Origin of the sequence: Chryseobacterium sp. CFS15, assembly GCF_031118795.1 — a bacterium.
Taxonomy (GTDB): Bacteria; Bacteroidota; Bacteroidia; order Flavobacteriales; family Weeksellaceae; genus Chryseobacterium; species Chryseobacterium indoltheticum.
This window is the reverse complement of the sequence record NZ_JAVHYL010000006.1, coordinates 189487-206065: the sequence shown is the minus strand read 5'-3', so window position 1 is coordinate 206065 and position 16579 is coordinate 189487. Positions and strand designations below refer to the sequence as shown.

Genomic DNA, 16579 nt, shown 5'->3' with positions numbered 1-16579 from the left:
ATTGTGTGTTTCGTGGTGTTTATCTTTTCTTTTGAATCCAGCGATGCAATGTGCTCTTCGGAATAGAATATTCTTTGATGACATCGGCCTGCGTCATTTCTCCGGATTCAATTTTGTCTAGGATGAAATTTTTTATTTCCTGAGTGTAAATATTTTTCCTAAACTGTGGCGTTTTTTCGCTCTTTGGTGCATCGGTTTTATTTACTGCTGCAGGAGGTGCGTATAATATCAAATGTGAACTGTATAGTCTGAAAAAATCATATTCCAAAAGCTTGCTCCATCTCAAAAGAATATCAGTTTCTACAGATTTGCTTTCATATACTTTCTCTACAAATTCTTCATCTTTCGCAAGAAAATTGCAGATTCTTTCTATAGGAATATTTTTATGATCTACCATCTCCTTGATATACTTTCCTATATGTATGTTTTTATATAACATTTACTAATAATGGCTTTTTTTTAAATTAATCGCATTTTGGGTAGTAAAGGAATGAATATGAGCGCTGTGTAAAAAAATATGAAAATTCCTACATACTTTTGAATTGCTCAAAAAAGTGGCTACTTCATTACTTTACAATATCAACCGTTGATTTATTGTAAAAAATTGATTTTCAGTAATTTGTGTTTTGTGATTGGGTTGTAAACAAGATATACAGATCATTTAAAATTTCAGGAGACTATTTTTATAAAAAATTCATAAAGCTTAAAATTTATTAGTTCTATACAGATGTTTCTATGAGTGTTTTAAAATAATATGATCAACTTTTAATTAAAAATTTTCTTGTTTATCCCTCAAAATTAAAAAAAAATACCGAGAAATCACTATTGTTTGTTTAGATAAATGTTAATAATAATTAATTTATGTTGAAAATAGATTGTTAAAAAATACTTTTAAAAGAGAAAATTAAAATTCATATTGCTTCTTTCTTATACATTTTCAATGCGATACAGTTTAGGGCGCTGATGAATATTTTTCACTGTTAATCTGATAATTGATGAGAAGTCTTATTTTTGCCAAAAGAAAAATAAATTCTGTTTTGCGGATATTTCGTGAAGTTTACTTCTTATCTGGTTTGATAAGGAATTTATATAATCTTTAATAATATTATAAAATTGTTTATGCAGTCTCTCGCCTTATTTGACTTTTCAAAAAAAATAAATTATAAAAATGAATTGCTGGCAGGGTTTACTGTTGCAATGACCATGATTCCGGAATCGCTTTCATTTGCAATTCTGGCAGGGCTTTCTCCGTTAACAGGGCTTTATGCAGCGTTCATGATGGGCTTGGTTACTGCGGTTTTAGGTGGCCGTCCCGGGATGGTTTCCGGTGGAGCAGGAGCCACAATTGTTGTTTTGATAGCTCTGATTAAGTCACACGGAATAGAATATTTATTTGCAACTGTAATTTTAGCAGGAATTTTACAGCTTTTAGTAGGTGTTTTCAAATTAGGTAAATTTGTAAGATTAATTCCGCAACCTGTAATGTATGGTTTTTTGAATGGGTTGGCGGTTATCATTTTTATGGCTCAGGTCGAGCAATTCAAAATTGTTGATGCAAGCGGAGTTGTAAGCTGGCTGCATGGTTCATCCTTATATATTATGTTGGGATTAACGGCTTTAACGATTGCTATTGTTTATTTCTTTCCAAAAATCACAAAAGTGGTTCCCGCTTCTTTAGTTGCGATATTAGTTGTTTTTGGAATCGTTTTAGGCTTCGGGATTAATACTAAAACAGTCGCCGATATTGCGAATATAAGTGGCAGTTTACCAAGTTTTCATATTCCTAAACTTCCTTTTTCTTTGGAAACTTTGCAAATCATTTTTCCTTACGCTTTAATTATGGCGGGTGTCGGTTTGATCGAATCTTTGCTGACTTTATCAATGGTTGATGAAATCACCAATTCAAAAGGAAGCGCCAATAAAGAATCTGTTGCTCAGGGTTTGGCCAATATTACCAACGGCTTTTTTGGAGGAATGGGAGGTTGTGCAATGGTTGCGCAGACTTTAGTTAATCTAAATGCAGGTTCCAGAGCCAGACTTTCAGGAATTATTGCAGCAATCACTATTTTAATTATCATTCTCGTCGGTGCACCGTTTATCGAAAAAATTCCAATGGCAGCTTTGGTTGGAGTCATGATGATGGTGGCAATCAGTACTTTTCAGTGGGTTTCAATACGAATTGTCAACAAGATGCCTAAATCTGATATTTTTGTCGGAATAACGGTTGCTTTAATCACCATTGTTCTTCATAATTTAGCATTAGCGGTTTTGGTAGGTGTAATTATTGCAGCGTTGGTTTTTGCATGGGATAATGCCAAAAGAATTCGTGCAAGAAAGCATATTGATGAAAAAGGTGTAAAACATTACGAAATTTTCGGACCCTTGTTTTTCGGTTCTGTAACAGCTTTTACAGATAAATTTGATCCGGCAAACGATCCCGCTGAAGTTATTATAGACTTTAAAGAAAGCAGAATTGTCGATATGAGCGCTATTGATGCTTTAGATAAGCTTTCAAAAAAGTACAGCCAGCTCAATAAAAAACTGTACTTAAAACATCTTAGCGAAGACTGCCGAAAAATGTTGAAAAATGCAGAAGCAGTAATCGAAGTTAATATTCAGGATGATCCTACTTACAAAGTAATGCCTGATAAGTAAGGAGGAGGTAGAGTGAGAGGTTTTTAGTGTTTGAGAGCCTGTAGTCCCGAAGGGATGATTTAAAAAAGGATCGTATAAAATACGATCAACATAATGATGGTACATTAAACTACTGAAAAATCTGCTTAATCTGCAAAATCAGCTAGAGAACAAAATCATAAATCACCAGTGACTCTATAACCCAAACAAGGACTGCAAAATAAAGTTCGCAGCCCTCGTGTTTAGGTTATTAATGTATTTGCAATGAAATCTGGCACCAAAGCATAGTGCGACAATTTCATGCTGATCGAAGCTCTACCGCTTGTCAATGTTCTCAGATCCGAAATATATCCGAAAGTTGAAGCTAAAGGAATTTCCGCTGCGAAGATTTTTCTTCCTGATTTTTCATCAATTGAAGTGATTATTCCTCTTCGTTTGTTGATATCTGCCGTCACAACTCCGGTATATTCTTCAATGCTTTGAATTTCAACCTGCATGATCGGTTCCAATAATTTCGGTTTACATTGTTTTGCAACTTCTCTGAAACCGTCTCTTGCAGCAATTTCAAAATCTAAAGCATGAGAATCATTACTGTGAGTGGATCCATCCAAAAGTGTGATTTTCATACTTTCCAAAGGATTTCCGCTCAAAGCTCCGTTTTCCATGGCTTCTCTGAAACCTTTTTCAATCGAAGGGATAAACTCATTCGGAATTACTCCGCCTTTAATTTGATTAATAAATTCCAAACCGATTTCGTTGTCTTCACGAGGTCCGATTTGAAAAGTAATGTCAGCAAATTGTCCGCTTCCACCGTTTTGTTTTGAAAGTTTCTCTCTGTGTCTTCTGGTCTCGGTTAAAATTTCTCGATAAGAAACCTTAGGTTTTCCCTGATTAATTTCAATTCCGTGATTTAATCGGATTTTTTCTAAAGTAACTTCAAGATGCAATTCGCCTAAACCACTCAATAAAGTTTCTCCAGTTTGTTTGTTTCTTTCAACAAACAACGAAGGATCTTCTTCCTGAATTTTTGCTAAAACCAAACCGAAAGATTTTTCATCAGCATTCGTTTTAGGCTCAATTGAAACCCGGATAACCGAAGCAGGAATCGTGATTGATTCAAGCAAAACTGGTCTTTCGACAGATGATAAAGAATCTCCTGTTTTCGCATCTTTTATTCCTGTTAAAGCAACAATGTCTCCCGATTTTCCTTCTTCAATGGTTAACGTTTTGTCCGACTGCATCTGTAAAATTCTCGAAATTCTGAAACTTTCACCTGTTCTCACATTTAAAACAGTGTCTCCAGAATTGATTTTTCCAGAATAAATTCTCAGCATCGCCAGTTTTCCCATATGTTTATCAATTACAACCTTGAAAACCAATCCGGAGAAAGTTTCTTCTTCGGTTCTTTTAAGTTCGATTGTTTCTTCTGTTTTTGCATCTTTCCCTTTAATAGGAGACAATTGATTTGGAGCAGGAAGATAACTTACAATTGCATCAAGCAATGGTTGAACGCCTTTGTTTTTGAAAGCAGAGCCACATAAAACAGGAACTAAACTTCTTGACTGGCAAGTTCTTTGTATCGCTTCAATAATCACTTCTTCAGAAATTTGAGTTTCGGAATCCATAAATTTTACAAAGAAAATTTCATCAAATTCGGCTAATGTTTCCATTAGTTTTATTCTGAATTCGTCAGCTTCCGTTTTGTGATTTTCAGGAATTTCCTTTTCAATAATCGTTTCGCCACTTTCATCGATCCAATACAACGCTTTTTGTTTAATCAAATCAATGACTCCTTCAAAATTATCTTCAGAACCAATCGGAACTTGCAAAGCTAAAGGAACTGCATTTAGTTTTGTTCTGATTTCATTTAAAACAACAAAGAAATCAGCTCCTATTCTGTCCATTTTATTGATGAAACAGATTTTTGAAATTCCATGTTTTTCGGCTTGGAACCAAACGTTTTCCGTTTGTGGCTGAACTCCCGAAGAAGCACAAAGAACGGCAACAACGCTGTCTAAAACTCGTAAAGAACGTTCAACTTCCACTGCAAAATCAATGTGTCCAGGAGTGTCAATAATATTGATATTGAAAACATTATAATCTTTTTTCCATTGTGTGGAAATTGCTGCAGATGAAATGGTAATTCCTCGACTTTTCTCCTGAATATCTTTATCCATTGTGGTATTCCCATCGTCTACGTTTCCGATTTTATGGATCATTCCTGTGTAATAAAGTAATCTTTCCGTGAGTGTGGTTTTTCCGGCGTCGACGTGTGCTATTATTCCTAAATTTCGTGTGTTGTATTTCATTTTTTTTAATTTAAATAATTGATTTTTAAACTTCTGAAATGGTGTTTAGTGATGTTTTTTTTTATTTTTACGCGCAAAGATTTAACTCTAATAAAACTTGCACTTAAAAGAAAATTTCCAAAATTTATCACCGAACAACAGAAGTTTTTCGAATATAAAAGCTGAAAAGTAGGGTAGCAAAAAAGACCTATCTGAACAGATAGGCCTTCAATATATTGTTTCGTAAAGGTCGATCGTTATTCAGATAAAATATTTAGTGCTACCAAAGTACACAGCTCTGATAGGATTGCTTAAAGTTATAATATTTATCATTTTTGTTGACATTGTTGATTCTTAATCGGTTACGAAATTATAAAAAATATTTAAATGACAAAAATTTTGGCAATATTTTTTAGTAAAAGTAAAATCGCTGTTGTTTCGTCTTTAATTAAAATCTTAAAAAATCTTAAAAAAAATCAAGATTGAATGAAAAATTTTATCTTTGAGAGGAATTGATTATTAAAACACATCATGATGATTAAAAGATGTAAAAATATTTAAAAATCTTTTTCAATAAAGGCTAACATAATTAACTTATAATATTTTGAAAACAGATATTGACATTCACAGACACGATCATTTTTCGTTTGATCTGTGGCTTACTTTAATAAAATCTCACCCTGAATTTAAAACAAAAAGAGTGGAGCTTTTTTCCTCTTTTTTTAACGTGGACAAACCTATTGAAGAAGTTGCAAAAGCAGTAAAATATTATGATGATCTCTGTAATGCTATTAATGAGGTAATCGGTGGAAATGTGGATACGTTTGAGATTTATTTATTGATTTTAAATTCATTAAATGTTGATATAAAACAACTGAATCAGGATAATTTCAAAGAGTTTTATCAAAAAAGTGAAGATTTGTTTTTAGAATATAAACCTGTCGTGATTTTTAAAGAATTACATAATTTTTTTGATGAAATTAAAAACCAGGGAAAAACAATCAATATTCTGAGCAATACAGGTTTTATCAAAGGTAAAACTATGCGTAAGTTTTTGATTAATGAAAATCTCGATCAATACATTGATTTCCATATTTATTCTGACGAGATTAAATGCTCTAAACCCAATCCTTTGGTTTTTCAGGAAGTGAAAAATCAGATCAGAAATCAGGAACTTCAAATGGATCAGATTTTGCATATTGGCGATAATCCGATTGCTGATTATAAAGGCGCAAAAGATTTCGGATTCAGTGCACACCTACTCAAACACCAAATATAATATGAACAAGCGTTACAGTTTACATAAAATAGATTCTGCGGAAGAGTTTACTTTTTCGCCTGCCGAATATAGCTATTTCAAATATGGAGATAAATTTTTTGCAGAAAAATTTGCAAAAGAACTTTTTGAAGGGTTTATCGGCCAGCATCAGGAGATTTTAGATACTGATAAAGAAATTGTAGTATTGCCGAGTCCGTACATGGCGATTCCTACCGCTTCCAATTTCCTTTGTTTTTATTTTAAAAAACATCTTGACTTTTATCTTTTTCAGAAAGGAAAAAAGTCGAGTATCATTTCAAAAATCAATAGAAATCATACCTATACAACGGATTACGGAAATCTCAGTTTTGAAGACCGTAAAAACCTGATTGCAAACGATACTTACTATTTAGATAAAGATTTTTTGAGAGAAAAACTGTGTATTTTTATCGATGATATCAAAATCACGGGAAGTCATGAATATACGGTAAATAAAATTCTCGATCAGTATGCAGTAAACGCAGATTTCCTGTTTATGTATTACGCTGAACTGACGAATTTTGACATCGATCCTACCATTGAAAACTTCTTTAATTATTATACGGTGAAAGATGTTCAGGACGTTGTAAAGGTGATGGCTAAAGAAAGTTTTCAGTTTAATACGAGAATTGTAAAATATATTTTAGGGCTAAATTCCGAAAATTTTGAGTATCTTACCTCAAATGTAAAAAAACAGCATACAGATGATTTAATTGAGCTGGCCATCAGCAATAATTATCATTTAATAAAAGAATACGAAAATAACATAAATACTTTAACACAAACAGAAATATATTATGGCAATTAACTTACAGAAAGGACAAAGAGAAAATATAAATGCACCAAAATTTACCATAGGTTTAGGATGGGACGTAAATAATACTTCAACAGGTGGAGCTTTTGACCTGGATGCTTCTTTATTCCTGTTGAATGACAGCAAAAAATTGGTTTCTGATAACCATTTTATCTTTTATAACAACCTTGAATCTCCTGATAAAGCTGTAATTCACTCTGGTGATAATCTTACAGGTGACGGTGATGGTGATGATGAGCAAATCAAGATCGATTTAACGAAAATTGATGCTGCCGTACAAGAAATCACTGTTGTGGTAACTATTCACGATGCAGATGCAAGAAGACAAAACTTCGGACAGGTAAGAAATTCTTTTATCAGAATTTTCAATACAGAAACCAATGAAGAGATTTTAAAGTATGAATTAGATGAAGATTTCTCTATTGAAACTGCTGTAGAATTTGGAAGAATCTACAACAGAAATGGTGAATGGAAATTCGAAGCGGTAGGAAGCGGGCAAAGAGACGGTCTGGATAAATTTGTATCAATGTATCAATAATTAGTATTATGGATAATCAGAATAACCAAAACGATCCACTGGGATCAATTGAACCACTGAAAAGTTTTGATCCGACACCATCTATGAGTCAATCTCTTCAACCTGATCCTGCAGCTCCTGCAGTTTTGATGGATAGAGATGGAAACGTGAATTTAAATCAGATTCAGCAGCAGGATCGTGCAAAATACGAAATGGTTGCTAACGCAATTGACGAAACCAATCCGGGATCTATCGTCAACTTCGGTTCCGAATTACAGAAAACACTTGCCAACCAAAGTGATAGTTTCTTAAGCAACGTAAGAAGATCAAATTCTGGTGAAGTAGGAGAACTGATCAATAATTTATTGGTCGAGCTGAACTATGTAGACGTAGACGAAATCAATAACGGCGGAGTAAAAGGTTTTTTAAGCAAAATTCCTTTTATGAAAAAGATGTTGACGCAGGTTGATAATCTTTTCGCTAAATATGATAAGATCACGAATAATATCGACCAGATTTCACATAAAGTAAACGCAGGAATTATCACTTCAACTAAAGATAATGCGGTTTTACAGACTATTTTCGACAGCAATGTGAATTCCATTAAAGCTATTGAAGATCTGGTGATTGCCGGAAATTTAAGAATGGAAAAAGCGGCTTTGGAATTAGCAAATATGGAAGCGAATGTGCAGAATTTCGCAGACTATCAGATTGCTGATAAAAGAGATTTTATCAACAGACTAGACAGAAGATTGGCTGATCTGAAAGTGGTTCGTTTAATCATGATGCAATCACTTCCTCAAATCAGATTGGTGCAGAATAACAACGTTTCGATTGCTGAAAAAGCACAGACGATTCTTACGACAACTTTACCGGTTTGGAAGAACCAGCTTTCTTTAGCAGTTGCAATGCACAGACAACAGCAGAATATTGAGATTCAGCAGAAAGTTTCGCAAACAACTGAAGATATTCTAAAGAAAAATGCAGAACGTTTGGGTCAGAATTCAAGAAATGTAGCAAGAGCAAACGAACAGACGATTGTTTCTGCTGAAACGTTGAAAGAAACTACTGCAATGTTGATTAATACCTTGAATGAAGTGAAACAGATTCAGAAACAAGGTACCGAAAGCAGAAGAAAACTGGATCAGGATCTTCAGACGTTGGAAAGCGAATTAAAAGCAAATATCAGAGGGTAATAAGACGGTAAAGCGGTGAATGAAGAGGTTGCAATCATAATGTCTCAAAGCAAAAGAAGATTAACAAGGCTTAAACTTCTCGCTAATTTCTTTGAAAATATTGATATCATTGCGATTTATATCAAAACAGATATCATTCATAATTTATTCAACGAAAATCAGACGTTAGATTTCAATAAATTAGAGCTTTTTCACCTGCAATATACCGACAGTCTTATCGAATTGTTGACCAAAATAAAAAAGAAAAAGGAAAACGATCAGCTGGCTGTTATTAACGAAATTAATATCAACAACCGATATATTGCTGCTTTTGAAGAGAAAAAGACCGACAGTTTTGAAACCGACAGGAAGATCTATAGCGGACTTTTTTCTGAACATCTGAGAAATCTGTATAAAGATCTTACAGAAAACAGAGCAACCCTAAACTGGAATGATGTGCTGTATTTCCATAAAAAATATGCCGCAGAATTTTACAGAACAGAAGTGGAACATGAAAAACTGAAACCTCGATCTGTTCCGTTTTACCAGTATCAGGATTACTGTATCGAAAGAAAATTGTTGGGGAAACTCAATATACAGAATTTTAAAGTGCGTTTTGTCTGCGGTTATCGTATTGAACGAGATGAATATGAGCTGTTTAAGATTTTTCAGTCTGATGAGCATTTCATTTTTAATGTAGAAGAAAAAAAAATGTATTTGATTGATGATGAAGATTTAGCGGCATTAAATACCGATGAAAACGAATCTAATCAGATTACAATTATCAATCAGCTGAAAAGAAAAAACGAAGACCTCAACGAAACGATGGAATTTAAGAAAAAAGAGCTTTCGCCGGAGGTAGAATTGGTTTTAAAAGATTATCTCAGAAATATTGAGAGCCTTGATATTATGAGCAAGATATTTGATGTGAACGAAGAAACGAATATTCTTCGGGCAATGCTTAATTTAAATTTAAATAATTAAAAAAGTGAAAAGTCAATTGTGAATTTTTCAATTCTTCACTTTTTATAATTTTCAAAAAATAACTAAACAAAAAGAAATAATGGCTATTAACTTACAAAAAGGTCAGAGAATAAACCTTACCAAAGAAAACGGAACTACACTTTCCCAGGCTTGTGTGGGAATCAACTGGGGCGCTATCGAGAAGAAAGGTTTCTTCGGTGGAACTTCAAAAGAAGCAGTAGACTTAGATGGAAGCTGTATTTTATATGATTCAACCAAAAATGCAACCGAAGTCATTTATTTCGGAAACCTAAAATCTAAAAACGGTTCTGTAAAGCACAGCGGTGATGATTTAACCGGTGACGTGAATGGTGACGACGGTTTAGATAACGAAGTAATCACAGTAGATTTTGCTAATTTAGATCCTGCAGTTGAGCACGTAGCAATGGTTTTGCACAGCTACAGAGGACAAGATTTTGGAACGATTCCTTTTGCATCAATCAGAATTTACGAAGGCACACCTACCAACGTAAGAGAAGTTTTTGCTAAATATGATATTGCCAATGATAAATCTTTCAGCGGACATGTATCAATGGTGATGGGAGTTTTCTATAAGAGAAATGGTGAATGGAAATTCAACGCTATCGGAGATGCTACTTCAGATAAAAAACTAGAGCAGACGGTACAGACCGTTCAGCAAAAATATTTGTAAAATCATAAAATAATGTCTGAAATTGTATTATTTTAGACACACAATTATTAGCAATAACTGTATATTTACGGCTATTGCTTTTATCATATAATAAACATAATTAAAGTGGATCAACATCAAAGTATTTTAGAGCTGCATCCCGGTTTGGTCTGGGGATTTGCGATAACGGTTGTTATCATGTTACTTCTCGATTTGGGGGTATTCAACAAAAAAAGTCATGAAGTTTCTTCAAAAGAGGCTACCATATGGTCAGTAGTTTGGATCTCGCTGTCTATGATTTTTTCCGGAGTGGTCTATTGGGTTTTCAATACAGATGGCACTCCTGCAAGTCACGCTTTAGCGGTAGAAAAATTCACTCAATATCAGGCAGCGTATTGGATTGAGAAAGCACTGTCGGTAGATAATCTCTTCGTATTTATATTGGTTTTCGGATTTTTTAAAGTACCGAAATTCTTACATCACAAAGTTCTGTTCTGGGGAATTATCGGGGCGCTTATTTTCAGAGCGATCTTTATTTTTGCCGGAGTTGAATTGATCGATTTAACGTATTTACCAGAGATGAATGTCTTTGGTCATCCAGTAAAAATCAATGTTGTAATGACACTTTTTGGGCTATTCCTTATCTATGCAGGGATTAAATCTTGGGGTGACGGCGGAGATGATGACGATGAAGATTACAGCGATACAGCAGGTGCGAAATTAATCAAGAGTTTCTGGAAGGTTTCAGATAACTATGATGGAGACAAGTTTTTTACCGTTCAAAACGGAATCAAAATGGCAACACCGCTTTTAGTGGTTGTCGCAGTAATTGAATTTACAGATGTACTTTTTGCAGTAGATTCTATCCCGGCTATTTTTGCGATCTCAAAAGATCCTTTCATCCTTTATACATCAAATATTTTTGCAATTTTAGGATTAAGATCTCTGTATTTCTTGCTGGCAAACTTCATTTACATGTTCAGCAAACTACCTTATGGCTTGGCAATTATTTTAGCATTTATCGGTGTTAAGATGTTGATTGCACCTTGGTATCATATTTCATCTCCGGTTTCGTTAGGAATTGTAGGTGGAGTTTTGGTGCTTTCGGTACTTATTTCTATCATGTTTCCCGATAAGAAAGATGATGAAGTAAAAGAATAACTAAAATAAAATTTAAACATACAAGGCTTTACAAATCGTAAAGCCTTTTTTATTTCTTATTTTCGCTATCAACTATCAACTATCAACTATCAACTATCAACTATCAACTATCGACTTTACCTATATTTCAAAAGCTTATTAATCTTCTTTCTAGTCTGAAGCGATACTTTATAAGCTTCATCTCTGAGCTTCTGAATCTTTCCGACTGGCTGAAAAATTTCGGCACTATCAAAAGGATTAAAAGACAGAAGTTCATTCTCGCACCCTTTAGGATTTAATAATGAGTTCTTATCAATTTTAATTTCTCCAATTTTGATGAAAGGAGAGTTTTTCCATTCGATATTAAGCTTGTTGATTGGCTGGTCTTTCAGATCATAGCAAAACTGAATGTAGACATTTGCAGCGAAATCATGAGTTCCGAAGAAAGTTTCAACAGCCTCTTTTACAGATTGATTTCTACCAAAATTTTTCTGCACGTGTTTGGGGCTTACTTTTATCTTAATCATTTTATCATCAAAACGATAAACTCCCACTGAATGAAAATCAAATGACAGAATGAAGTTATTTTTGTTTAAAATAAATTTCCAGACGTTTTTCAGAAATGATGGGTTTAATGTATAAGGAATTATTTTATAAATCTGCTTTAAAAGCGGAAATAAGTTGCTCCATTTTTTTACAAAAAAGCGATTGAGAGAAGTAAACAATTTCAAAAATACAGAAACAGAATTCACCGGAAACAAAGGGAAATTCACCAAAGGATAGTTGGATATCGTTCTTCCGGAATCATCTTTTATTTTAATGGCAAAACCGTAAGCGGGAATATCTTTTCTGTTTTTATTAATCTTCGGATGTGCATTAGACAATCTTGCGGTAATCTCGTATTGATCACTGTCAAAAACATGTTTTAAGTCATTCGGAATATCTTTGCTGATGATAAATGTGCCATTCAAAACAGCATACGTTTTGGCATGAGCATTTCGTGTAGCGTAATTCACATCACTTATCGTGGAAGAGTACTCTACAAAATCGGCAATACTCTTTTTAGTTTCTTCAAATAGCTGTTTTTCTTCATAGCTGAGCTTCTCAAAGTTCTTATTATATCTTAACGGATTTGGCATATAGTTTTTAAAATTCAATTATAACGCCAAGTTTTTAAATCTACGTTACGAGAATATTAAGCATTTTTTAATGTTTTTTGTGCTGTAAACTGAAGCGATAGTAAAAGACTGGAGGCTCGATGTTTGAAGCTGGAAGTTTATCATTTATGATATATTTATTTCAAGTATCAATTATGATTTATCATTTATGCATAAACCCTATCTTTGTAAAAAAAATTATGGGAGTAGCAGATTTGTTATTTAAGAAAAAGAAGGAATTGGCAGAAAAGAACCTGAAAGACGGTCAGGAATATATGTTTGAATACGGTAAAAGAGAAAGCGTAGTGCAATTACCAAGCGGGTTGCAGTACGAAATCATTACTGAAGGCGATGGACCGAAGCCAGGCCCAAAATCAATGGTTAAATGTCATTATCACGGAACAACAATTGCCGGAAAAGTATTCGACAGCTCTGTGAAAAGAGGAACACCTGCTTCATTTCCGTTGAATAAAGTAATCAAAGGATGGACAGAAGCACTACAGTTGATGCCTGTAGGAAGCAAATGGAGATTGATTATTCCACCGCATTTGGCATATGGAGATCAGCAAATTAGCAAAGAAATCGGTCCCAATTCAACATTGGTATTTCAGGTAGAATTATTAGATATTAAATAAATCTAAACCTTAAAAATAAATTAAAATCTATCTGTTATCAGGTGGATTTTTTTTATTTGTTTTATCTTAGTATTTAAGGTTATTTTTTTTGTAATTGAGTTTTAATGAAGAAACTATATTTTATTTTTGCCGCTTTTATTTTATTGACTTCCTGCGTTTCAAAGAAAAACCAGGCGATAAAGCAGAATATTCTTACTTTGAGAGACAGCTATTGCAAAGCGCCTTTTAAGTATAATTATGAAAATAAATTACCTTCTTATAATTCAGATTCTATTATTTCGGCCAATCGGCAGCTGAAAGGCATTTTTTCTGATCAGAGTATTTTGATTTTAAATGCTTTGGATAATCTGGATGAAGTAAATGAGATTGTTAAACTAAAAAAAGATTCATCATTGAGTTCTCAGGTAAAAGTTTTACAGCTGAAGATGAAAATCAATAGTAAAATAACCATTGCATTGACCGAATTGGACGCCGTTGCTGCAGAATTTGACTGTGAAGGAGAACGTGTCGCACAAATTGGAAATTATGTAGATAATTTAAATGATTCCAGGAATAATAAGCTCATTTTATATTCAATTGCAGCCGGAGCTGTAGCCTCCATTGCAGGTGGAATTGTAAAAGATGAAGGGTGGAGTAGTGCGATTGATATTTCCGGAGGTGCTTTGGGAGCAGGTTTTGGTTTGGCAACTTTAAATCCGAAAGGTAAAAAAGTAGAATTTATACATCAAAGAAATTTATTGAGAGACATCTGGAACGAAAAGCTGGAATCACCTAATTTCCCACCTTTCATCTGGTATATGTACACCGAAAAGAGGTTTTCAAATAAAGAAGAGCATTCAGTTATTTCGAGCATGAAACAACGATGGCTGCATTATCAGTTTGATGATGATAAAAATGCTGCAGATCATTCAGTAATTTTCAAAGATGGAGGGCTTTATCGAGCTGATGATCTTCACAATCGTGCGGCAATGCTCAATCAGATGCAGTCGGCAACTCGTACGATTAATCAGACGATTAATTATTTGCTTTTAGATTTAGATAAACTGATTTTGTAAAGCAGAATGAAAGTTTGAATCTGTAAATTTGCTGTAATCTACTTGTAAATAATGTCTGAATTAAAAAAAATCCGTGAAAAGAGAAACCTTACTCAGGAAGAATTAGCCGAAAAGTCGGGGATTTCGGTAAGAACCATTCAACGAATTGAAGCTGGAACCACTCCAAAAGGGTATACATTAAAAACTTTGGCAGAAAGTCTTGATGTTTCTGAGAATGACTTATTGACTTCAAAGACGATAAAAGAAGAAATTGTAATTGATGAAGTAATCGACACGACAGAAGAAAATCACTCTCTTTTTAATTCTGGTTTAATCAAAATAATTAATCTTTCTTCACTTCCGTTTGCATGGCTGCCGATTGCTAATTTTTTGCTGCCATTATTGATTATGTTTTTCACAAAAGAGAAATCTCCAATTATAAAACAAATAATTTCTCTTCAAATATTTTTAGCGATTATTTCACCGATTATTTTTATGTTAATTGCCTTATTAAAATTAGGTTCAGTCTCTGTTATGATCACGATGATTGTCTTAGTATTGACAAACGTTTATATTATTTTGAGAAATGCTTATGAAATCGATAAGAAACAAGGCCTTCGTTATAAGTTGAATTTCAGTTTTATATAAAAATTACAGTTGATTGTCGGGTTTTTGTCGGGTTTATTTTTTGACTTAAAATCAATTTATTCTGAATCTTTGTCAAAAATAATTCAATGACACAAAAGATCAGCATCAGTATTTTTATTCTCTTCTTTTTCTTCGGAATTGTAAACGCTCAAATCGATAAAAATTCACCATTATTTTTAGAATTAAAGAAACAGGACAGTCTTTTTTTTGAACGTGGTTTCAATAATTGTGATATAGCATATCTGGAAAAATCGGTTGATGATAATCTGAAATTCTATCATGATAATGGTGGCTTTCAGGATAAAAAATTATTCTTGGAAAGAACGAAACAAAATATTTGTTCCAACCCAAATCAAAAACCAATTCGTAAAGTTATCGAAAGCAGTCTGGAAGTTTTTCCTTTGTATAATAATGGCGAACTGTATGGTGCAATACAAACGGGAGAACATCAGTTTTTTACGCGAGAAAAAAATAAAGAAGATGTTTTGGGCGGACAAGCAAAATTCACATCGGTTTGGACAAAAAAAGACGGAAACTGGTTAATGAGCGATGTTTTGAGCTACGATCATGGTGATCCTAATAAGGCAAAAATTCCAGATAATTTGGAAAAGCTATTGAAAGATAATCATATCCCTACTTTAGGATTGGGTATTATTGAAAATGGAAAATTAACACAAATAAAAGTTTATGGAAAATTAAATGATAAAATTTCTGCATCTTACAATTCACTTTTTAATGTGGCATCTTTAACTAAACCTGTAACTGCAATGACGGTTTTACATTTAGTAAGTCTCGGAAAATGGGATCTTGATGAGCCGCTTTACAAATATTTTACAGATCCTAATGTTGCAAAAGACCCTCGACACAAAAAATTAACAACAAGATTTGTTTTAAGCCATCAGACCGGCTTTGCAAATTGGAGGTGGGCGAATAAAGATCAAAAGCTAAGTTTTGATTTTGATCCCGGAACAAAATATCAGTATTCCGGTGAAGGTTTTGAATATCTGCGAAAAGCAATTGAAAAAAAATTCGGTAAAAGTCTGGAAGATTTAGCTAAGGAGATGGTTTTTAAACCATTAAATATGAACGATACAAGTTATATCTGGAACGATAAAAAAGATGCTGACAGAATTGTAATCGGGTATGACAAAAACGGAAAACCCTACGATATTGTAAAAAATAAAACTCCCAATGCGGCAGATGATTTGATGACTTCTGTGGAAGATTACAGTAATTTTTTGATTGCCGTAATGGATAGTAAATTGCTGTCACGTAAAGTTTTTGAAGAGATGAAAAGCAAGCAGGTCGAAACTAAAAAAAATAAATATTACGGGCTCGGTTTTGAGATTTATGATTTGGGGAATAATGATATTTCACTTTCGCACACCGGTTCTGATAAAGGAGTAAACACATTTGCGATCGTTCTACCAAAGACGAAAAAAGGTCTCGTAATTTTTACGAATGTAGATGACGGCTACAAAATTTATGAAACAATCATCAATCAATACTTTGGCGATATCGGAAGAAGAATTGTTGAGATTGAAACCAAATGATCTTTCAGGTAATTAATTACAGTTAAATTAAAT

General features: G+C 33.5%; 15 protein-coding genes. 12 read left to right on the top strand and 3 right to left on the bottom strand.

Annotation, left to right across the window (positions count from 1 at the left end):
* Nucleotides 1-19 precede the first annotated feature (19 nt).
* Entirely contained in the window at nucleotides 20-439 is a 420-nt protein-coding gene (locus OH814_RS11885; RefSeq protein ID WP_123885972.1) for a transposase, read from the bottom strand.
* A 680-nt stretch (nucleotides 440-1119) separates the two neighbouring features.
* Between OH814_RS11885 and OH814_RS11880 the strand changes: the two genes are divergently transcribed.
* Nucleotides 1120-2655 (top strand): SulP family inorganic anion transporter, encoded by a 1536-nt coding sequence (locus tag OH814_RS11880; RefSeq protein WP_308828294.1) that lies wholly within the window; start codon nucleotides 1120-1122, stop codon nucleotides 2653-2655.
* Between the two features lie 221 nt (nucleotides 2656-2876).
* Here OH814_RS11880 and fusA read toward each other — a convergent pair whose 3' ends face one another.
* Complete coding sequence (gene fusA, locus OH814_RS11875; protein WP_308828293.1) at nucleotides 2877-4943, bottom strand: elongation factor G; 2067 nt, start codon at nucleotides 4941-4943, stop codon at nucleotides 2877-2879.
* Between the two features lie 583 nt (nucleotides 4944-5526).
* Here fusA and OH814_RS11870 point away from each other — a divergent pair.
* The 7 genes from OH814_RS11870 (at nucleotide 5527) to OH814_RS11840 (ending at nucleotide 11540) form a co-directional block, all read left to right on the top strand.
* The gene (locus tag OH814_RS11870; RefSeq protein ID WP_308828292.1) at nucleotides 5527-6201 is read left to right on the top strand and encodes an HAD family hydrolase; all 675 of its coding nucleotides are present in this window, start codon (nucleotides 5527-5529) and stop codon (nucleotides 6199-6201) included.
* 1 nt (nucleotide 6202) lies between these two features.
* The gene (locus OH814_RS11865) at nucleotides 6203-7027 is read left to right on the top strand and encodes a phosphoribosyltransferase family protein (RefSeq protein ID WP_201135267.1); all 825 of its coding nucleotides are present in this window, start codon (nucleotides 6203-6205) and stop codon (nucleotides 7025-7027) included.
* Nucleotides 7017-7571, top strand: a complete 555-nt coding sequence (locus OH814_RS11860) for a TerD family protein (RefSeq protein ID WP_076562571.1) — start codon at nucleotides 7017-7019, stop codon at nucleotides 7569-7571. The genes OH814_RS11865 and OH814_RS11860 overlap by 11 nt, the downstream gene beginning before the upstream one ends.
* Nucleotides 7572-7579: 8 nt before the next feature.
* Complete coding sequence (locus OH814_RS11855; RefSeq protein ID WP_083677099.1) at nucleotides 7580-8746, top strand: toxic anion resistance protein; 1167 nt, start codon at nucleotides 7580-7582, stop codon at nucleotides 8744-8746.
* A 39-nt stretch (nucleotides 8747-8785) separates the two neighbouring features.
* Nucleotides 8786-9709: a hypothetical protein gene (locus tag OH814_RS11850; protein WP_308828291.1), complete on the top strand. Its 924-nt coding sequence runs from the start codon at nucleotides 8786-8788 to the stop codon at nucleotides 9707-9709.
* A 79-nt stretch (nucleotides 9710-9788) separates the two neighbouring features.
* Nucleotides 9789-10400, top strand: a complete 612-nt coding sequence (locus OH814_RS11845; protein WP_076562602.1) for a TerD family protein — start codon at nucleotides 9789-9791, stop codon at nucleotides 10398-10400.
* Nucleotides 10401-10505: 105 nt separating this feature from the next.
* Complete coding sequence (locus tag OH814_RS11840) at nucleotides 10506-11540, top strand: TerC/Alx family metal homeostasis membrane protein (protein WP_076562567.1); 1035 nt, start codon at nucleotides 10506-10508, stop codon at nucleotides 11538-11540.
* A 116-nt stretch (nucleotides 11541-11656) separates the two neighbouring features.
* Here OH814_RS11840 and OH814_RS11835 read toward each other — a convergent pair whose 3' ends face one another.
* Nucleotides 11657-12658 carry a catalase gene (locus tag OH814_RS11835; RefSeq protein ID WP_308828290.1) on the bottom strand — a complete coding sequence of 334 codons (1002 nt, stop codon included), beginning with the start codon at nucleotides 12656-12658 and terminating at the stop codon, nucleotides 11657-11659.
* Between the two features lie 218 nt (nucleotides 12659-12876).
* Here OH814_RS11835 and OH814_RS11830 point away from each other — a divergent pair, with 218 nt between their 5' ends.
* The 4 genes from OH814_RS11830 to OH814_RS11815 all read left to right on the top strand — a co-directional run bounded on the left by OH814_RS11830 (nucleotide 12877) and on the right by OH814_RS11815 (nucleotide 16546).
* Complete coding sequence (locus OH814_RS11830) at nucleotides 12877-13311, top strand: FKBP-type peptidyl-prolyl cis-trans isomerase (RefSeq protein ID WP_076562563.1); 435 nt, start codon at nucleotides 12877-12879, stop codon at nucleotides 13309-13311.
* 104 nt (nucleotides 13312-13415) lie between these two features.
* The gene (locus tag OH814_RS11825; protein ID WP_308828289.1) at nucleotides 13416-14366 is read left to right on the top strand and encodes a hypothetical protein; all 951 of its coding nucleotides are present in this window, start codon (nucleotides 13416-13418) and stop codon (nucleotides 14364-14366) included.
* Between the two features lie 51 nt (nucleotides 14367-14417).
* The gene (locus OH814_RS11820; RefSeq protein ID WP_308828288.1) at nucleotides 14418-14993 is read left to right on the top strand and encodes a helix-turn-helix domain-containing protein; all 576 of its coding nucleotides are present in this window, start codon (nucleotides 14418-14420) and stop codon (nucleotides 14991-14993) included.
* An 86-nt stretch (nucleotides 14994-15079) separates the two neighbouring features.
* Nucleotides 15080-16546, top strand: coding sequence for a serine hydrolase (locus tag OH814_RS11815; RefSeq protein ID WP_308828287.1), 1467 nt, complete (start codon nucleotides 15080-15082; stop codon nucleotides 16544-16546).
* Nucleotides 16547-16579 lie beyond the last annotated feature (33 nt).